This is a genomic window from Bifidobacterium bombi DSM 19703, from assembly GCF_000737845.1.
Taxonomy (GTDB): Bacteria; Actinomycetota; Actinomycetes; order Actinomycetales; family Bifidobacteriaceae; genus Bifidobacterium; species Bifidobacterium bombi.
This window is the reverse complement of record NZ_ATLK01000001.1, coordinates 467,183-487,081: the sequence shown is the minus strand read 5'-3', so window position 1 is coordinate 487,081 and position 19,899 is coordinate 467,183. Positions and strand designations below refer to the sequence as shown.

At 54.7% G+C, this 19,899-nt stretch carries 16 protein-coding genes; 3 read left to right on the top strand and 13 right to left on the bottom strand.

Annotated features, from left to right (window positions below):
* Positions 1-318: 318 nt before the first annotated feature.
* Positions 319-1,317, top strand: coding sequence for a 2,3,4,5-tetrahydropyridine-2,6-dicarboxylate N-succinyltransferase (dapD, locus tag BBOMB_RS01845; RefSeq protein WP_044086895.1), 999 nt, complete (start codon positions 319-321; stop codon positions 1,315-1,317).
* Between the two features lie 134 nt (positions 1,318-1,451).
* Here the strand turns inward: dapD and map are convergent, their stop codons facing one another.
* The gene (map, locus tag BBOMB_RS01840) at positions 1,452-2,228 is read right to left on the bottom strand and encodes a type I methionyl aminopeptidase (protein WP_044086894.1); all 777 of its coding nucleotides are present in this window, start codon (positions 2,226-2,228) and stop codon (positions 1,452-1,454) included.
* A gap of 142 nt (positions 2,229-2,370) precedes the next feature.
* Positions 2,371-3,018, bottom strand: coding sequence for an HdeD family acid-resistance protein (locus BBOMB_RS01835; protein WP_052377339.1), 648 nt, complete (start codon positions 3,016-3,018; stop codon positions 2,371-2,373).
* 315 nt (positions 3,019-3,333) lie between these two features.
* Between BBOMB_RS01835 and BBOMB_RS01830 the strand changes: the two genes are divergently transcribed.
* Positions 3,334-5,412 carry a M13 family metallopeptidase gene (locus BBOMB_RS01830; protein WP_044086584.1) on the top strand — a complete coding sequence of 693 codons (2,079 nt, stop codon included), beginning with the start codon at positions 3,334-3,336 and terminating at the stop codon, positions 5,410-5,412.
* A gap of 276 nt (positions 5,413-5,688) precedes the next feature.
* On the opposite strand, the gene BBOMB_RS01825 is transcribed toward BBOMB_RS01830, so the two are convergent.
* The 4 genes from BBOMB_RS01825 to orn all read right to left on the bottom strand — a co-directional run bounded on the left by BBOMB_RS01825 (position 5,689) and on the right by orn (position 11,126).
* Positions 5,689-6,246 carry a single-stranded DNA-binding protein gene (locus BBOMB_RS01825; protein WP_161787684.1) on the bottom strand — a complete coding sequence of 186 codons (558 nt, stop codon included), beginning with the start codon at positions 6,244-6,246 and terminating at the stop codon, positions 5,689-5,691.
* A 563-nt stretch (positions 6,247-6,809) separates the two neighbouring features.
* Positions 6,810-8,630 (bottom strand): proline--tRNA ligase, encoded by a 1,821-nt coding sequence (locus BBOMB_RS01820; RefSeq protein WP_044086890.1) that lies wholly within the window; start codon positions 8,628-8,630, stop codon positions 6,810-6,812.
* Between the two features lie 307 nt (positions 8,631-8,937).
* Positions 8,938-10,350 carry an ATP-dependent DNA helicase gene (locus tag BBOMB_RS01815; protein ID WP_044086583.1) on the bottom strand — a complete coding sequence of 471 codons (1,413 nt, stop codon included), beginning with the start codon at positions 10,348-10,350 and terminating at the stop codon, positions 8,938-8,940.
* A gap of 68 nt (positions 10,351-10,418) precedes the next feature.
* Positions 10,419-11,126 carry an oligoribonuclease gene (gene orn / locus BBOMB_RS01810; protein ID WP_081867228.1) on the bottom strand — a complete coding sequence of 236 codons (708 nt, stop codon included), beginning with the start codon at positions 11,124-11,126 and terminating at the stop codon, positions 10,419-10,421.
* A 279-nt stretch (positions 11,127-11,405) separates the two neighbouring features.
* On the opposite strand from orn, the gene yaaA reads away from it, so the two are divergent.
* Positions 11,406-12,194: a peroxide stress protein YaaA gene (gene yaaA / locus BBOMB_RS01805; RefSeq protein ID WP_044086580.1), complete on the top strand. Its 789-nt coding sequence runs from the start codon at positions 11,406-11,408 to the stop codon at positions 12,192-12,194.
* A gap of 283 nt (positions 12,195-12,477) precedes the next feature.
* Here the strand turns inward: yaaA and guaB are convergent, their stop codons facing one another.
* The 7 genes from guaB to rpmE all read right to left on the bottom strand — a co-directional run bounded on the left by guaB (position 12,478) and on the right by rpmE (position 19,855).
* Positions 12,478-14,025 carry an IMP dehydrogenase gene (guaB, locus tag BBOMB_RS01800; RefSeq protein WP_044086889.1) on the bottom strand — a complete coding sequence of 516 codons (1,548 nt, stop codon included), beginning with the start codon at positions 14,023-14,025 and terminating at the stop codon, positions 12,478-12,480.
* A gap of 126 nt (positions 14,026-14,151) precedes the next feature.
* Positions 14,152-15,303, bottom strand: coding sequence for an MraY family glycosyltransferase (locus BBOMB_RS01795; RefSeq protein WP_044086578.1), 1,152 nt, complete (start codon positions 15,301-15,303; stop codon positions 14,152-14,154).
* A complete protein-coding gene (locus BBOMB_RS01790) occupies positions 15,300-15,962 on the bottom strand; it encodes an L-threonylcarbamoyladenylate synthase (RefSeq protein WP_044086576.1) in 663 nt (220 codons plus the stop codon). Before BBOMB_RS01790 ends, BBOMB_RS01795 begins: the two co-directional genes overlap by 4 nt.
* A gap of 119 nt (positions 15,963-16,081) precedes the next feature.
* A complete protein-coding gene (locus tag BBOMB_RS01785; protein WP_044086575.1) occupies positions 16,082-16,936 on the bottom strand; it encodes a hypothetical protein in 855 nt (284 codons plus the stop codon).
* Between the two features lie 104 nt (positions 16,937-17,040).
* Positions 17,041-18,129: a N5-glutamine methyltransferase family protein gene (locus BBOMB_RS08250; protein ID WP_238549852.1), complete on the bottom strand. Its 1,089-nt coding sequence runs from the start codon at positions 18,127-18,129 to the stop codon at positions 17,041-17,043.
* A gap of 217 nt (positions 18,130-18,346) precedes the next feature.
* The gene (gene prfA, locus BBOMB_RS01775) at positions 18,347-19,438 is read right to left on the bottom strand and encodes a peptide chain release factor 1 (RefSeq protein ID WP_044086571.1); all 1,092 of its coding nucleotides are present in this window, start codon (positions 19,436-19,438) and stop codon (positions 18,347-18,349) included.
* A gap of 204 nt (positions 19,439-19,642) precedes the next feature.
* Entirely contained in the window at positions 19,643-19,855 is a 213-nt protein-coding gene (rpmE, locus tag BBOMB_RS01770) for a 50S ribosomal protein L31 (RefSeq protein WP_044086567.1), read from the bottom strand.
* Between the last annotated feature and the right edge of the window lie 44 nt (positions 19,856-19,899).

Sequence of the window (19,899 nt, the reverse complement as noted above, 5' to 3'; positions counted from 1 at the left end):
CTTGAAGAAACAGCCCGAACCGGAACCGAGAGTCAACGGCCCGCAACAAGCATCGGGAATATCAGCCTAAGAAGCACGCAGACCTTGAATGGCGTTCCATGACCGGCCCGCAAAAAGACGGCTTTTTCACGCCCGTCCTCTGCTCCTATCCTGCCTATGCCCATGTGTCCATGATAGCCAGAACGTACGATTTCAGCAGGTTCGCTCGAAAACCGCATTTCCTTCTCGCGAGAGCGACTTCTGGAGTAGACTTGTCAACACAATCACTTAGGAGTATGCCCATAAGGGCAACACGAAGGAGAGGCCATGACGGCAGAGATGACGAATACGGCATGGGGATGGGGCTTAGCTTCCATCGACGAGGCGGGGAAAACGCTTGACGTATGGTATCCCGATCTTGAACTGGGCGAACCACCAAGCCGGAACGAACGCCCGAACCATGACTTCGGCCCGTTGGAACATGATGAACCGGACATGCGCGGCGTCAGGCGAAAGGCTGTATTTACCGTCTCCATACTGGACCAGCCAATTACCGATACGGCGGACGCTTACCTAAGGCTGCATCTGATGAGCATGAGGATGGCGCGACCCAACACGCTCAATCTCGAAGGCATTTTCGAAGCAATGACCAATGTAGTATGGACAAATCTCGGCCCCTTCGCGGTTGAGAACTTCGCCCTACGCAGACTCCAGGTCATGTCCTCGCTGAATGAAAACGCCCCATCAACCAACTCTCCCAGCACTCCGCAGGGAGAGGTCAACGTACTCGCCCTTGATAAATTCCCAAGAATGTTGGATTACGTGGTTCCGACCGGCGTTCGCGTCGCCGATTCGGACCGCGTCCGTCTGGGAGCGTACCTCGCTTCCGGAACGACCGTCATGCATGCCGGTTTCGTGAACTTCAACGCAGGTACCCTCGGCAGCTGCATGATCGAGGGCCGGGTGTCGCAAGGCGTCACGGTAGGTGACGGATCCGACGTAGGAGGTGGGGCTTCAATCATGGGGACGTTATCGGGAGGCGGCAAACTCCGGAACTCAATCGGAGAACACAGCCTGCTCGGTGCCAATGCCGGCATCGGCATCTCTTTAGGTGACAACTGCGTCGTGGAAGCCGGACTGTATGTAACGGCAGGAACGAAAGTCACCATTCATGACAGGGAAAAAATCGACGCGGGTCAACCTCTGGATGTCGTCAAAGGAGCTGATTTGTCCGGAAAGGACAACCTGCTTTTCATCAGGAACTCCGTTTCAGGCGCAATCGAGGCTCGTCACAGAAAAGTAGGCGTCACATTGAATGAAAAGCTGCACAAGAACTAGGACATACTGAACAAAGACTGAATTTTGCAACGGCTTCACCAGATACGTTCGGCGCTTTCGAATCCATCGATGATAATGGATTCGAAAAGCCGCCGAACGCTACCGAATCGCCGTATCCGCAGCGACGTCCATCTCTATTCGCGCACCGTCAGAATCTGCGGCCCGTCTTCGGTTATCGCGATGGTATGCTCGCTATGAGCGCCACGTGATCCGTCGGCGCTGCGTAAGGTCCAGCCGTCCTTCTGGTCCTGGTATATCTCATCGGTGGTCTTCATGAACCACGGCTCGATGGCGATGGTCAGACCCGGACGAAGCCTATAACCATGATGGGCTCGCCCATCATTGGCGACATGGGGATCGGCATGCATGACACGGCCTATGCCATGACCTCCGAATTCGAGATTTACCGAATAACCTTGTTCGTGGGCAACCTCACCGATGGCAGCCGAGATATCGCCCAGCCGGTTTCCCGGTAGGGCTGCTGCTATCCCCGCCTTCAGCGCATCTTCGGTACACTGGATCAATCTGAGGTCATCAGGGTCCGGATCGTTACCCACAACGAAGCTGATGGCCGAATCACCGCACCATCCGTCCACACTCACCGCGAGATCGAGACTGACCAGGTCCCCATCCATTAGGTCGTAATCATAGGGAACACCATGTAACACGGCATCGTTCACCGAAGTGCAGATGTAGTGTCTGAACGGACCGGTACCGAAATCAGGAGCATAATCCACATAGCAGGACTCGGCCCCCTTTCGGCTTTCGATGCGTCGACGTACGATATCGTCAATTTCAAGTAGGTTGGTGCCGACTTTCGTGACTTCCTTGAGTTCCTTGAGAATGCTTCCGACAAAGCGGCCAGCTGGTTTCATCGCCTCGATTTCGGCGGGTGTTTTCAGTTCGATCATGGCATCAAGACTAGCCGCCATACCCAACAAGGCGTAGCAGATGAATCGTGGCATTGAAACATTGTTACTCGCTCACTATCGAAGTCCCGGCTTCGGCAGCATTCCGGAAAGAAGTCAACGGCGGTCAACGGACCGCCATCCATCATTTGCCGAAACGCAATGCCCGGATGATTGCCGATATTCCCACGACAAGCATGACGACACCGGCGAAAATGACAAGCCATACCGCCGAACCGATAGGAGCACAGAGCATGACAAGGCCTGCGATAATGGAGACGATGCCATAGAACACCGCCCATCCGGAACTTGGCAACCTCCAGGTTTCTACAAGTGCCATGATACCTTCCATAAGCCACCCGATGCCGATGGCCATGCTGGCCACGAGTAACAGCGCCGCGCTGGCCAGACCATTGTATTTGACCATGACAATGCCACCTATTGCAAGTACCAGTCCGACCAGGATATCCAGTACGCGCCAGCCTCCCGGAAGACCTGTCTCGACAATGGCACCGACCATGCGCACAAGACCTGAGATGATGAAATAGATACCCATAGCCAATACGAGAAGCTTCAACGTTTTCCCCGGCCAGAACAGCAGTGCAATTCCGAACAACGAAGCCGCCAGTCCGACGATCGCATAAACCATCCTGATGGTGCGCTTGGCCTGCTTAGGCAGCCATTGTTCCGCCAACTTGAAAGGATTGAGCCTGAACCATTCGTTCTTCTCCGGATCGTAACCGGGTTGCCCAGCATCACCACCATTGACGTAATTGTTCGTTTCATAACTCATGATTCACCTGACTTTATTCGCTTCCAAACCGAAAAATAGACCATCGATATAACGCTATTAATTATAAGGCCTCGATCAAACCGTGAAAGCGGCGACCAAAGTTTCGCTTATGGCATGTTCACCTATCTGGAATGGAATCCACTACACAACACAGGCAAGGCGATCGGGCATTCACTTGCACCGATATCAATGGAATCATGCAGTTTTGAAGCCATCAAAGAAAACTCAGGCCTTCGACATGTCTGCACACCGTCACGTCCTGGAGCGGATGGATTTAGAAACGTATATTGTCGTCTAACTTGTTACAATGCAGTTATGGATAATCCAATGAAATCGGGGCTGGAAACAAGCTCTTTCTCTTCAGTCATCAAGCCTTCCACAGATCTGTTCCGCTCCGTGAACGGCCCATGGATCGATACTTTCCAGATGCCCGATGACAAGTCTCGATACGGTTCGTTCATGAAACTGCATGAACAGTCGCAGCAACACATCAAAGAGATCCTTGATGAGCCAAACAGCCCGGCTAAGAAATCCCAATGGCTGTATTCGTCATATCTGGATACTGAGTCCATAGAAAAGGCCGGACTTTCCGCAATCAGGGACGGACTTGACCTGATCGACGGTGCACAGAGCAAGACGGATCTTACGCGGGCACTTGGTACATTCAGCATCACCGGTGGTTGTGACATGTTCGAGTTCGAGGTCTATGGGGAGCCGTCGGATCCCGAGCATTATGCGTTGCATGTGGAGCAATCGGGCATCGGCTTGCCTGACGAAGCCTATTACCGTGAAGATCGTTACGAAGACACCCGGAAGGCTTACACAGCTTTCACCGCCAGGCTACTGCGGCTGGCAGGCTATGCCGATGCAGGTGAAGCCGAGGACCAAGCCCGACGCTTCGTCGATTTGGAAAGCAGAATCGCGAGCTATCATTGGGACAATGTCTCCACGCGTGATACGCAGAAAACCAACAATCCATTCGATTACGCGAAGCTTTCCGCCATGCTGCCGAACTTCGATTTTCCCGTATGGCTCGATTCCTGCCAAGCCACGTACGACGCTACGGACACATCGAAGACGTGGCCACTTGATTTCAGGTCAGTGTTCAATCACGTCAATGTACACGAGCCAAGCTTCCTGAAAGGTGTCGATGCATTATGGAAGGAAAGCGACATTGACGATCTTCGTCTATGGATGAGGGTGTCCTATCTGCGAGGTTGGTCAGCGTCGTTGAACAAGGATTTCGAAGATGCGCGATTCGATTTCTACGGAAAGGTCCTTTCCGGTTCCAAGGTGCAAGTGGAGCGTTGGAAGCGTGGAGTGTCTCTGGTTGACGGCGTATGCGGGGAAGAGGTGGGACGGGAGTATGTCAAGCGCCACTTCCCGGAGAATTCCAAGAAGCGGATGGAAAGGCTGGTTGGCAATCTCATCGAGGCCTACCACGTATCCATTAAGAACAGTTCCTGGCTGGGCGAGGAAACCAAGAGAAAAGCTCTGGACAAGCTCTCCAAATTCACACCGATGATCGGCTACCCGGAACACTGGAGAGATTACAGCCCACTCGACATACGTGAAGACAACAGCTTAGTGGAGAATATGCACGCGGCATCGACCTATCTCTGCGGCTATATGATGAGCAAAGTCGGCAAAGTCGTTGACAGGTTCGAATGGGAGATGAACCCGCAGACCGTCAACGCCTATTACGAATCATCACTTAACGTCATCGTATTCCCTGCTGCAATACTGCAGCCGCCTTTCTTCCAGCCAGACGCCGATGATGCCACCAATTATGGAGCGATAGGATCCGTCATCGGTCATGAGATTGGCCATGGATTCGACGACCAAGGCAGCAATTATGACGGTGACGGCAAACTGACCAACTGGTGGACCGACGATGACCGGGCGAACTTCAAGATGCTCACCGACAAGCTTATTGAACAGTACAACCACTACGTACCCAAAGACTTGCAGGACAGGTATGCAGACGAACCGAACAAGGCACCTCATGTCAACGGTGCACTGACCATCGGTGAAAACATAGGAGATCTATCCGGGGTTAATATCGCCTTAAAAGCCTATGCGTTCGCACTGGATAGGTCTGCCGGAAAGCCTATTGACGGATCGCCAGAAGCGGTTGAAGCCTCATTGTCCACTGCACCGATAATTGATGGATACACCGGCCTTCAACGCTTCTTCCTGAGCTATGCCTCCATCTGGCGGGAAGTGACAAGACCCGAACTCGCGGAGCAGTTTTTACAAATCGACCCGCACTCCCCTGCGGAATTCCGAACAAATGGCATCGTGAGTAATGTCGATCTGTTCTATAAAGCGTTTGATGTCACTCCAGAGAGTCCGATGTGGATGAATCCTGATCAGCGCGTCAATATCTGGTAATGCTCTGCCGGCGATTGTGTTTCATGACATTCCACAATCGCCGGTACGGCGACGGACTCAGAACTTCCGCTACGTTTCCCGCGTTTTTCGCATTAGGAAAGGTATCTGATACCAAGTCCAGAGCAGGAATTCTTACCTCTGGTAAAGACGTAGCACGATCAATTGATCGTGCTACGTCTTTGCATAATCTCTATAGCTTCGGCTAATTCCCGGCTGTGCCCGACGGAGAAAAACCGAAACCCTGCAATACGTCGTATTCTGCCATGATGAACGGCTTTACATGCCTTCATCATGGCAGAATTCATCGGGCTGCCCCTCGACGTCTCTCCTTCGTCCTTCCTGGGTATCCCAATCGATGTCCTTGGTGACCGATAATCCGGCGGTATTCTCATTCATTAATCCGATCTGCCCGGAATCGAGCTCTTCACGACCATCGAGTCGCCCCTCATCAGAACCAACACCTTCGCTTCCATGCGGATCATGAGCCGATGCCCTTTTGGTGAACACCGATGTACCCAAGGAAAGGTCATGGCCTATGCCTGTCGCCTGTAACACTGTTCTGCTATGGTTTTGCCCGTCTTTGGTCCATTCTTCGGCTCCCAGTGCTCCGGTGACAATTACCGCGTCACCTTTATGAACGCTCTGGCGAACGTTGAGAGCCAAGGACCGGAAAGCCTTCACTGTCATCCAAACCGTGGCACGTTGCTGCCATTGACCTGTTGACGATTGAAAGAATTTCGGGGTATAGGCCAATCTAAAGGAAACCGCAGGGGTACCACCCTGTTTCCCAAAGACGACCGGTTCGGTCCCCACATAGCCACTTATCGTAGTCATTGCATGCTGCATCTCGTCTCCCTTTCCCTGAAACCTTGGGCTTACGTTGGACCACTGAGGACGAAGCGTCATCGGAACCGCCCAAAGAAGAAGGATAGATGGCGACGGTGAAAACGATGTGAGGACCGCCTCCGCTTCGTCCCCGTGGTGATTACCAGTATGCCCGCGAACGCATAGCGAAAGCACCGTCGCCCGCATTTGTGGACGAATGTATGATGACATGGCCCATTGGCGTGTCGCAACTAAACAAACCGATCTTCACAGCGGAAGTACGACGCGAATCAAAAACCGATTCCTGCGCTTTAGCACCTAAAGCGAACGATGGCTGGCGTGTGGCATACCACTCACACAACTATTTATCGAACGTGCACAGCCACCGACTACTCCGCCACGAACACGCCATAACAATGACGACAATCAAAACATCAAAACGGCACAACGACATCTCATCAAGCAAGAACAACGATGAATCCTCTGACATTGATGCCAAAGGAACCACTGCTGGACTTAGACCTCATGGTTTGGCCCGGCAGTGGTTCCGATACGAATAAAAGACCAGCGACTCAGACTTGTAAGGAATGCACCCTATCCGAAATCAAAGTTGCAGCCTGCCCGACAGGTATGACCATTGCGTTGTCCCCGGTCCTGTCACGCAACTCGACAGTGCCGTTTTCCAAAGTATCGCGGCCGACCACCACTACCAACGGCACACCAATGAGCTCAGAATCCTTGAACTTCACGCCGGGTGACACCTTGGGCCTGTCATCGTATATCGCTTCGACACCCCGGGCCTCAAGGTCGCAAACGAGCTTTTCCGCGATGTCGAAGGCTTCCTCTTTCTTTCCTGTGGCGAGCACATGAACCTGCGCAGGTGCTACCTGTATCGGCCAGGCCAGACCCTTGTCATCATGATGTGCCTCGGCTATGCACGCCATCACACGAGAGACCCCAATGCCGTAGGAACCCATCCAGACAGGCACGGCCTTACCGTTTTGGTCAAGCACCTTGAGACCCAACGCATCAGAGTATTTCAGCCCCAGTTGGAACACCTGGCCAATCTCCACGCCTCGTTGGAAGCTCAACGGACCGGAGCCATCAGGACTCATATCACCTTCACGCACTTCGGTCGCCTCAACGACATCGTCCGCTTCAAAATCACGGCCGTACACGATGTTGAAAGCATCGACGCCATCCTCATCTCCCCCGGTCACCCACACCGAGCCTTCGGCTACATGGGCATCTACAAAATAGCGAACGACGTCATGCTTACCATCTCTGCGTCGAGCCTGCGGACCTAACACCATAGGTCCGATATAGCCTTTGATGAGCTCGGGGCGAGTCTTGAGGTCACCGTCACCGGCCTCTTCAAGCTCTGCAGGAGCGAACTGTGCTTCGAGTCGTTTCATGTCCACCTGACGATCGCCCGGCAAACCTACGACCACGACTTCTCGCCACGGTTTGCCGTCGTGTTCGTCATCGGCAGGATGCTTTACGGCAAGGACCACGTTTTTAAGCATGTCCGACTGCTTCCATCCTCGGCCATCATCACGCGGATACAGTCTGTCACATTGCTCAACCATATCATCAATTGAGTGCGCTTCAGGAAGGGGCTTCAACGCCATCGCCGGTGTCTCCGAGCAATCGATCCGGGCCGGTTTCGGCGTCTTCAATGCCTCTACGTTCCAGGCCTTCCCACTACCCGCCAAGGCAAAGGTATCCTCGCCTATGGCCAGGGGGGAAAGGAACTCCTGGGATTCGAAACCACCCATAGGTCCCGAAACCGCATGCACCATCACATAATCCAGATCGAGACGCTTGAAGATGCGCTCGTAGGCATCACGCTCATCGATATAGGCCTGCTTAAGACCCTTTTCGTCAATGGTGAATGAATAACCATCCTCCATGATGAACTCACGTCCTCTGACAAGACCTGCACGGGGACGAAACTCATCCCGGTATTTGGTCTGGATCTGATACAACGTAAGCGGCAGATCCTTGTATGAAGAATACATGTCCTTGACCAGGAGCGTGAACATCTCCTCATGCGTCGGTGCAAGAAGGTAATCGGCCTTGTGCCGATCCTTCAGCCTGAATATGTTCTCACCATACTCCTCCCAGCGATGCGTCGCCTCATAGGGATCTTTCGGCAACAACGCGGGGAAATGAACTTCCTGGGCGCCTATGGACTCCATCTCCTCGCGAATGACTGCCTCGATCTTATTGAGCACTCTCAATCCCAACGGCAACCAAGTCCATATGCCGGGAGCGGATTTGCGGATATAGCCTGCACGCTGAAGCAGACGGGCCGAATCGACATCGGCGTCGGCGGGATCCTCACGAAGCGTTCTGAGGAAGAGTCGAGACATACGAAGTGCTTTAGTCATACCTTTAAAATATGCGTTCGAGCCGACAACACGCCATCGCTCACGAGAAATGTGATCGATCCGTCGCGTGTATCGCAGCTGAAGACGCTGCTCGGGAGAAAGGGCATCACGCAAGACCTGAAATAAGTCGCGATCCAAGCCTCGTCCTGCGGCCTCATCCGAAACCGCACACGAGCTTGCTCACGGAATAAGCGGCAATGGAGGAAACAAAATGACGACATGAACGTCGCTGGGAGCCACCGAATTACCGAAAGAGCACCGAAATCAGTGCCTGCATTAACTTAATGAATCGCTGGCTCGTCCCGGTTCAGAACAACTCGTCCTGACCGAATTCATCCTCTTCGCCGACGCTTTGTCCGCTTACCTGGCGAGTGAAGGCCGATGGTCCATTCTCATGTAAAACGGTCACGGCATTCTGTGAAAGTGCGCGCAGATCGCCATCCAGCTCCACGGCATCCCGGGAAACCGCAAAAACCATATCGTTGATTCCCTCCAGATAGATACCGTCCAATTGTTCAACCCGTGAAAGCGCCACATAACCCATGCCAGGTGTGAATGTACGTCCAAGGTCCATCACCGCCCTGTCCAAAGTCATCCCCTGTGATTTATGGATGGTTATGGCCCAAGCGCAGCGAAGCGGCACCTGCTTTACCGTGGCCAATGGCGTATCGCCATCCATCATGTCCCAAGAAGCCTGCTTCATGACGACGGTGTTGCCGTTCTCGAATTTCACAATGGGCAATCCGCCATGGCGCGCGTCGGAAAAACCGATGACGGTACCGACCGAACCATTGACGAACTGATGGTCCATGTCGTTGCGCAGTGCCATGACAGCGGCACCCGTCTTCAATGTCAGGCGTTCCGGCGCCAACATGTTCTTTTTCAGGCGTGACACCAGCTCGGCGGAACCCGTGGATTGAGCATCGTAGGTATGCGCCTCATCTCGAATCCTCGCCAAACGCAGATCATTAAGCGCATCCGCCTGTTTGTTGACTGGGAAAAGATGCACCGCGACCTGGTCCGGAGCAGGTTGGACGTGCTGCCTTGAAGCAAGGACCATGCGGTCGTCATCATTCACATCACCGTCACGGATGTTGGTCAGTACATCAAGCAACTGTCCATCGTCCTGACGATGTTGCTCGGTGATGTAGCAGACCAATGGTTTGAGCTCATCCCAAATCAACGACTCGGTGATGAAACCTTCGGGATCTTTGCCCTCATGGACATAACGCTCACGTGACTCCTGAAGCAGCGGATCGGCGGCGAACCCTTCGAACCGATTGGAGCGGCGTACTGGTGGGAGCTGGAAAAAATCACCGGAAAGCACCACCTGCAACCCACCGAACGGATTGGGGTCGTGGCGCACAGCCTTGCATACCTGATCGACCATATCGAACAACCAGGCGTGCATCATCGAAACCTCGTCGATGACCAGCACGTCTGCCGCCTGAATCTTACGCGACCTGCGTGACCGTATGCGTTTGAGCAGCTCAGGGGTCAAAAACTGCGATATACCTATGCCGCTCCACGAATGTATGGTCATACCATCGATATGGGTGGCGGCGATGCCGGTGGATGCAGTGACGGCTACATGGGCTCCCGACGACCTCGCTTTGTCGATGAACTTGTTGAGAACGTAGGTCTTACCAGCCCCAGGCGCACCGGTGAGAAAGACGCTGGCTCCGGCGTCAAGTATGGTCAAAGCTTCCGATTGCCGCATGCCGCGCCTTCCTCAGTTCTTCCGTTTTTCGGCGACCTCAGCCGAGGTTCGACCAACCTGTCAGTGTATCAGTAATCCGCCTTCTGAGGATGCTGCGGATCCTCCACCGGAGCCCCTTTGGCTTCGTAATCACGAAGAAGACTCGTATCTTCGATGCGCTTCGCACCGACAATCGACGCGGCTTCATTGGGCCCCGGTGCAGGCACGAAGAACATGTCCCGATAATAGCGAAGTTCGTCGATGGATTCGATGATGTCGGCTAGGGCACGATGCCCACCATGCTTGGCGGGTTTGTTGCGGTACACGTCGGGATACCAGCGGCGTGACAGTTCTTTCAGCGTGCTCACGTCGATGACGCGATAATGCAACAGCGACATGAGGTCTGGCATGTATTTGTCGAGGAATTTCTTATCGGAACCGACGGAATTGCCTGCCAAATGAGCTTTGCCTTGAACGGGAAGGAAACGCTTCACGTAATCGACGACCTGGCGTTCGGCCTCCCCCAGTCCGAGACCTGCCTTGTTCCATTCATCTACCAGACCTGATGAGGTGTGCATATGCCGCACGAAATCGTTCATATGAGCCGCTGCAGCGTCGGAAGGCCTGATCACCACATCGATGCCTTCATCCAGCACCTTCATATTGAAATCCGTGGGTACCACGGAAACCTCGCACAATTCGTCATTGAAGATGTCTAGCCCCGTCATCTCACAATCGATCCAGATAAGCCGAGACTCCTCCGGAGTGAACGTAAGATCTTCATTATGATCGGCCATAGCCATCGCCTTTCCACTTGATTCCACCGAACATGCAAGTCTATCGTGCACAGAGGACCGACATGGCGCAGTCTTACGAATTTCACGAGTTAGAGAATCGATACACGGACGATGCCCGTGGCTACCATCTTTTCTCTACATGTGTGGCGCTTCCGTTCATCGGCAAGCCACCCCGAAGCCGCTGGTAAAGTCGAAGCTGATGGTTGGCCTTCCCATATCGCGCTCGTGAATGGCGGCCCCCAATCTACACAATGACAGATGAAAGGCGTTATATCTCGTATGCTTGTGATTGTATCGCCATCCAAAACGCTGGACTTCCTTACCCCGCTGAGCATTGAGACCTATACCGTCCCCGCGCTCCAGAATGAGGCAGAGGAACTGATTGAATCCTGCCGCAAGCTCTCATGCGCCGATATTCAAGAGTTCATGGGGGTCAGCGCGAAATTAGCCAACCTGACATACCGACGATTCCAGGATTGGAGCAAGGCCTGCGAGCCAGGGGTAAATGCGCGCCAAGCGTTGTTCGCCTTTAGCGGTAAGGCCTACGAAAGCCTTCATGCGCGGGATTTCAGTGAGGAAGACCTTGTCTATGCACAGGACCATCTGCGGATACTGTCGGGACTGTACGGAGCTCTTCGTCCTTTGGACATCATCGAGCCGTATCGTTTGGATATGGGATCGAGGATTCCTCTCGGAGGCAAGACCGGACCATGCGGGTTTTGGAAACGAGCCCTGACTGAACATCTCAACACCGAGCTGGCTTCGCATCATTACGGCACATTGATTGATCTAGCATCGAGGGAGTATTTCAGCGCGTTACGGGCGGAAGCGGTCAACGCACGAATCATCCAACCGATTTTCATGGATCGCGTTCGCGATGAATACAGAATCGTGAGCTTTCGTGCAAAGCAAGCCCGAGGACTCATGTCCAGATACATCATCAGGAACCGACTTGAGGATGAGACTAATCTACGGAGATTCGACTGGGCTGGTTATCGCTATGATGTGCGTCGTTCAGACGAGTACCGATGGGTGTTCATCAGGGAAGCCGAAGGCAATCCGGAATGAAACGCAGCACAGGACTCTTTTAGAAACAGCTTTCTGCTGACCTACTCTTGTCGGTTTTCGCGAATCCCCAATGTGTTCGTGCACCAAGGCGAATCCCGAACGAAACAGCAAACGAGACAATTGAGCCAAACGAGTTCCCTGCATGACAGGTCTATCAACAAGAAGGCCATGCATCACCCAGCATAGCTGAAACTCTGAAACGTGCTACCGCCGTACGGGTACATGGATATGCAAGTGCCGATACGGCGGTACATGACTGCGATATCTACAAGCCATTAACCAATCAGTTGTGCATGCCTGAATAGTTAGGCGCTTCGGCCGTCATCAGGATGTCGTGTGGATGGGATTCACGCAAGCCTGCGTCCGTGATCCGTATGAAGCGCCCCTTCTCCCACATCTCCTTGATGTTGTGGGCACCGATGTAGAACATAGACTGATGCAGGCCGCCGATCATCTGATACAGAACCGCATTGAGCGAGCCGCGATAGGGTACCTCGCCCTCAACTCCTTCCGGAATGACTTTGTCGCCGCTGGTTACATCAGCCTGGAAGTAGCGGTCCTTCGAATACGATTTCTTGCCTCTTGGCGCCATCGCGCCGAGGGAACCCATTCCGCGGTAGAGCTTGTACTGCTTGCCATGCAACAGGACCTTCTCCCCCGGGGCTTCCTCGCACCCTGCGAGAGTACCTCCCAGCATAACCGTTGAAGCCCCTGCGACCAACGCCTTGGCGATGTCACCGGAATAATGGATGCCGCCATCGGCGATGCAAGGAACCCCGGCAGCCTGGCACACCCGAGCGGCATCATAAACCGCGGTCAACTGAGGTACGCCGACACCAGCCACAACACGAGTGGTGCAGATGGATCCGGGACCGACGCCCACTTTCACGGCATCGACGCCCGCATCGATCATCGCCTGTGCTCCGGAAGCGGTGGCGACGTTGCCACCGATGATCTGGACGCCGGCGAACGCCGGGTCGGATTTCAGCCTGGTAATCATATCCAGCGCCAACCTTGCCTCGCCATTGGCCGTATCCACGACAAGCACATCGACACCGGCCTCCATGAGGGCCGAAGCACGCTGCCAAGCATCACCTAGGAAACCGATGCCAGCAGCTACACGCAAACGCCCTTGATCATCTTTAGTGGCGTCAGGATACTGCTCGGTCTTCACGAAATCCTTCACCGTGATCAAGCCGGCCAATTTACCTTCGCCATCAATCAGGGGAAGCTTCTCGATCTTATTCTTGGCGAGCAAATCGTGCGCATCCTCGCGTGAGATGTCGGCAGGACCCGTGACGAGTTTTTCTCGAGTCATCACATCCTTGACCTTGAGCTTGTCATAATCCTCAGCGGCGATGAAGCGCATGTCGCGATTCGTGATGACACCCACCAAAGTGTTGTCTTTGTCAACCACGGGAAGGCCGGAAATATGGAAGCGGCCGCACAGCTTATCTAAGTCGGCCAGTGTGGCTTCCGGACCTACGGTAAGTGGATCGGTGATCATCCCCGATTCGCTGCGCTTGACCATATCAACCTGGGCAGCCTGATCATCGATGGAAAGGTTGCGGTGCAACACGCCTATTCCGCCGTTTCGTGCCATGGCGATGGCCATCTCCGACTCGGTAACGGTATCCATAGCAGCCGAAATCGCCGGTGTCTTCATGGTGATCTCACGCGTCAAATGAGTCGTGGTATCAACCTGGGAAGGAATTACATCGGTCTCATTAGGAAGAAGGAGCACGTCGTCATAGGCAAGACCTAGCTTTTCGAACTTGTCAGGCAACGGTGAGAATGCGGATTGAACATCATTAAGTGAATCTGTAGCCATATGACAAATATACTTACGCATACTGACACCTTCTCCGGAGCTGATGCCGCGCCCATGCACAGTCACCATTATCCGCACGTTGACAAGCGTCGCCTTGGAATAGCCCGGATCGCATCCGTTCAAGAACTACTCCGCCTTGTGCTTCGGAACGGTATGCACGTCCCGTGCTTCGGAATTCTCCCTTCTGATTTCAGGTATCCGCTTACGCATGTAAGGCATCATCGTCAATATGGTAAGAACGATGGCCGAAACGCACATGCCCGCGATGACATGCTTAAGCTGGAAGAAAAGCGTAGTCAACGAACCGACAGCGAACAGCGCCGCCCAACCCCAAAGGATTATCACCGCTCCGCGTACGCTATGGCCTATGTTGAGCATGCGATGATGTAGGTGCATGCGGTCCGGATGCGTTGGGGATTGTCCTTTGCTCAAGCGTCTCACAACCGCAAGAACCATGTCCAGAACGGGGAGGAACAGGACCAGGACGGGCAACAGGATGGGCATGAACACGGGAACATAAACGCTGGTGTGCACAGAGGCCGGATCCAAGTGACCCGTCATGATAATCGAGGCGCAGGTAATGAGGTAGCCCAGCAGCATCGACCCGGAATCTCCCATGAACAGTTTTGCGGGATGCCAGTTATGCAGCAGGAATCCAACGCACACGCCTACCAGTGCCACGTCGATCAGCGTGGACATCGATGCATAACTCGGAGACGAGCGGGCGAGGATGTACGAATAGACGCCGAAGGCTATCCCTCCGATCGACACGATCCCCGCAGCCAACCCGTCCAGCCCGTCGACGAAATTGACCGCGTTGATGGAAACAACGATAAGAAAGGCGGTTATGGCCATGGAGATGCTCGGTGACGCCGTAACAAGCGAACCGAACGGGAGAAAGATGATCTGCACGCCGCCCCATGCGACGAAGACCGAAATCAGCAGTTGTCCGGCAAGCTTCAGCATCCAATCCAAGTCCCATAGATCATCGGCCATTCCCAGCAGGCAGATCAGCACGGCCCCGAACAGCACGACCCAAGCCTGCTTTGAATTCTGGAACAGTCCTGAGATGAAGGGCATCCTGTCAGCAAACATGATCGCAACGGCGAAACCTATGAGCATGGCGACACCGCCCATCCGTGGCGTCGGCACGGTATGCACATCGCGTTTGCGGACCTCCCCCACCGCTCCGATCTCAATGGCAAGGTGACGGACTAAAGGCGTCACAAGCCAAGTCACACCTCCGGCGATTGCCGCAATGAACAGATATATTCTCACCGGGAAAGCCCTCCGCCGTTGCCGTTCAGGGCCGCCCTGACCGTGGCTTCGTCGATGACGCCTTCCCGCACGATTTCGATGCCGTCGACTCGACTGGAATCGGCTTTGACCACGGTGCTTGCGACGTGTCCTTGCGTAGGCCCACCATCCAAATAGAGCTCCACGTCGTCACCGAACGCATCAATGGCTTCCTGAACCGTTTGGGCACTCTGCCGACCCGAACGATTGGCACTGGAACAGGCCAGAGGCCCGGTTTCCCGAAGAATCCTCAAAGACAACGATGAATCCGGTATGCGCACGCCCTGGGTCAGGAGAGCCGACTGACCATCCTGGCATAGTGTCGCCAGACGGCAATCATCCTGCGCCTGTGCTATCGGAGAGAAAGGCCCCGGAAGAAAACGGACGGCCAACTTGTCCAGAGGCGCAGGAAGATACAAACCCAAGTCATCCAGATCATCGACAGACGAGACCAGTACCTGCAACGGTTTGTCGAGCCTGCGATGTTTCACTTGGTATACAAGCTCCATTGCCGCCCGGTTATAAGGGCTACAGGCTATGCCATACACCGTGTCTGTAGGGAGAACGACAAGTCCGCCGCGACGGACGATTTGTGCAGCCCTCGCAACCGCGGAATCACTTACTTCACAGACATCGTACATCTGAATTGAACCCTATCTTCCGTATCTCTAGTTTCAGAATCGTTATGCCTATTGCATCATCGCACCTCGACTTGCCCAGGACGGACAGGCTCCAGTGGTCGGGAATGGAACCGAAACCATCAACGCAGCAGAACGTAGACAGCGACCAAAACGATGATCACCAGAATCACACATACCAGTATGGCGACGGCCTTCCTGCGCCGATGCACGGAACGGTATTCGTTCAACTCCTCCGGCGGAACCGCTGAAACGGCCTGGTCCAGACGTAATTTAGCCTCATCGAGTTGCGTGGTGTCGCTTTCGACTGTGGTGAAGGAGTCCTTGGCCAGGTTCACGCCATCGACATCACCGCGGCTCTTCGCTATCTCACTGTGTGCCTCGTTGATACGGGAGCGATTGACCTCAGCCTGTGCGGTTACCTTCGACGCAGCGGCAGCGATGTCGTCCGCGAAGTCCCTCGCACCTTTCTCCTTATCCGGGTCACATTGAATGGTCATGGAGTTGTTGGAAGTCTTCAGCGTGATGAAAAGGTTTCTGGTGTCCCTGCTTGCCGTGCTGACACCACCTTCGTCAATCGAGGAGTTTTCGGAAAATGCCGAAGAGGACGCCGACGCAACGGGGCTGCTGGAACTGGTCTCTATGGTTCCCGTGTTCGCGACCGTGGTATAGGTGTTTCCTGAAGAGTTGACCTCTACCACCATGCCCTCTTCCAACGCGAGTGATGACTTCTTATGTTCGATATGATCCCAATAGAGCTTCGCGCCGGCGAATGAAGCCAGAGGCCTGGTCAAGCGCTCACGTTCCTCTTCCAGCGCCTTCTCGGCGGACTTGACATCCTTGTCATGCGAACGTTGGGCTTTTTTCAGAGTGGATTTCGCATCGGACCTGTCGCTTTTGTATGCCGATCGGGCCTGCTTATAAGCCTTTTGCGCCCGTTCCATGTTCACTATCTCCGGAGTCTTCTCTTCAGCCATGACTTGGCCTCCACATTGTCGAGATGCGACCGACCCGCATCAAACTGGTATATTACTTACAATCGTACACCGCGCACGAATAGTCGTAAATCCTGAATGTTCCCTTATGAGGGAAATTCAATTCCCTTCAAGGCACTCAGGTATCTGGGGCGTCCATTAAGGTCCTCACCTGTCCTTACATCCGTGAATCCTTCAGCTATCGCAAAGGAACGAAGTGCCTGCGCCTGCGAAATGTCATGTTCCATGACAAGCAGCCCGCCCGGCCTCAACAAGGCACGGCTGCGTGTGACGACCTGCCGCGGCACGTGCAGCCCGTCCGACGAACCCCCATACAACGCCAAGTCAGGGTCGTGGTTGCGAACCTCAGGCTGCGAAGGGATATGAGACAGTGGCACATAGGGAGGGTTGGTCACCACCGCATCGATTGTTCCGTTCAATTCTCCGAGCACCGCATCATCAACGGCATCACCTTGGACGAGATGATATCTGTGGACATGAGGTAACGGTCGCTGTCGCCGATTCTCATTCCCGGGCTGGCTCAGGGAAACACTAGCACTCTCTGATGCCAGCGGGTCGCCGGTTTCCGTGCGCAGACGTTCACACGACAGGAAGTTCCCTTTTTTCGAAAGGACAAGATCCCGATTGCAACGTGCCCATTTCAGCGCCTCCTCGGAAATCTCGACCGCCCATACCTCGGCGTTCGGGATTTCGGTGAACATGGAGAGACCAACCGCACCCGAACCGGCGCACAGGTCCACGATCCTCGGATGGTCTAGGTGCCACAATCTAATCCAATCAATGGCCGCCTGAACCACCTCTTCCGTCTCGGGACGCGGAATGAAAACTCCGGGGCCGACTCGCAGGTCGAGGTAGCGAAACGGTGCGTGACCCACGATGTATTGCAACGGTTCGCGCATCTGGCGAAGTGCGACCATGTGGCGGAATCGATCCAAGCGTCGCCTACCATCGAGACACCCCTCACCTGCACGCCCGTCATCCCTGTCCGAACGCGCCTTGCTGCCCTGCATGAGCTCATCGGCATTCTCGCCTAGAAGAACCGACTTCTCTACATCTCCCGGAGCGATCTCAAACGCCTCCGCCAAAAGCAGCTTGGCGTCGTTCCTTGGTGTATCGATTCCCGCGTTCCGAAGCAGAACAGCAGCGCTCCCCACCAATGTTGCCGTACTTACCATCGCCACCCCCATTCGAAACAATCAAGGTTCCGAAGTCGATTCCACTCGGTACATGGCTCTCGCCACCGGCATGAAACCGAGTTGCTAGCCTTTCGCGAAAGATCGTATCCACCGCAATCCACGCATGTCACGACGCCTGAATGACGACGTCCGCACACAGGACGATAACATCTCTTGGCTCTGATGAGCCGAAAAGACGCTACGGGTTCAACGTTCGTCAGTTCCTACCAGCCCCAAGTCGCTCCGCCTCATCAGCCTGGATGTCGCTGTCGATGACGGCCTGCAGGTCCCCGTCAAGAACCTGATCGAGGTTGTATGCCTTGTAGTTCGTACGATGGTCCACGATGCGGTTCTCAGGGAAGTTATAGGTACGGATGCGCTCCGAACGGTCCAGAGAACGAACCTGTGAATGTCGCATGTCCGCGGCCTCTTCAGCTTCCTTCTCATGCTTCATGGCAAGCAGACGGGACTTGAGCACCCGCAAAGCCGCGGCACGGTTCTGGATCTGTGACTTCTCATCCTGCATGCTCACCACGACGCCGGTGGGTATATGCGTCATACGCACCGCGGAATAGGTGGTGTTCACCGACTGTCCACCAGGGCCGGAGCTCATGAAGATGTCGATCTTCAGATCTTTGGGATCTATCTCGATCTCGTCATCGTCCTCGTCGGCCTCCGGGAACACGATGACGCCCGCGGCTGAGGTCTGTATGCGCCCCTGCGACTCGGTGACCGGAATGCGCTGCACCCTATGCACACCACCCTCGTATTTGAGACTGGCCCACACACCGTCTTCCGGAGCCGGATTGCCCTTGGCACGGATGGCCACCTGAACGTCCTTGATGCCGCCAAGCTCCGTGCCGTTCTGGCTTTGGATCGTGGTGGACCACCCTCGCTTCTCAGCGTAGCGCATGTACATACGCAGCAGGTCCCCCGCGAACAAAGCCGCCTCTTCGCCGCCCGTGCCCGCCTTAATCTCCATGATGGTATCCCTGGCGTCATCGGGGTCCCGTGGGATGAGGGCCGTACGAAGCCTGTCCTCTATGGATGGAAGTCTGGATTCCAGCTCGCTGGCCTCTGCGGCGAAATCGGGGTCCTCGGCGGCCATTTCCTTAGCGGCGGCGAGGTCGTCGCAGGCGCCGACATAGGCATGATATGCATCGACGATAGGAACGAGTTCGCCACGACGCCGGCCGAGCCTGCGGATCGCCTTCGGGTCGGAGGCGACTTCGGGACGACTCATCCGCCTCTCGATGTCGTTGTATTCCTCTTCTGCCTTTTTCGCGGCCGCGAACTGTTCTTCTGCCATCACCCTGCCTGTTCTTCAATTTCCGCGCCGTACGCGCACGATATACATTGAACCGTCGGTTCCAACCACCCAGGCCGGTACCCGCTCTTCACAGGGCTTCGGGTAAACCGAAACCCTCATGTGAATGATTTGCGATCACATACAAAAACGCCAGCACGCAATGTACCCTGAATCGAGGGGATGCTGTGCTGGCGCAAAAAGTAGCTACTTGGTCTTCTTGCCATAGCGACGCTCGAAGCGCGCAACGCGGCCACCGGTGTCGAGAATCTTCTGCTTGCCGGTATAGAAGGGGTGGCAGTTCGAGCAGACGTCGACCGTCATGTGGTCGCCCGGGGCCGTGGAACGAGTGACGAAGGTGTTGCCGCACGAGCACGTGACCTGTACGGTATGATAATCGGGATGGATACCCTGCTTCATGATGTCTCCTAAGGAATTCAGGTGACCCGGGTCGCCTGACCAGA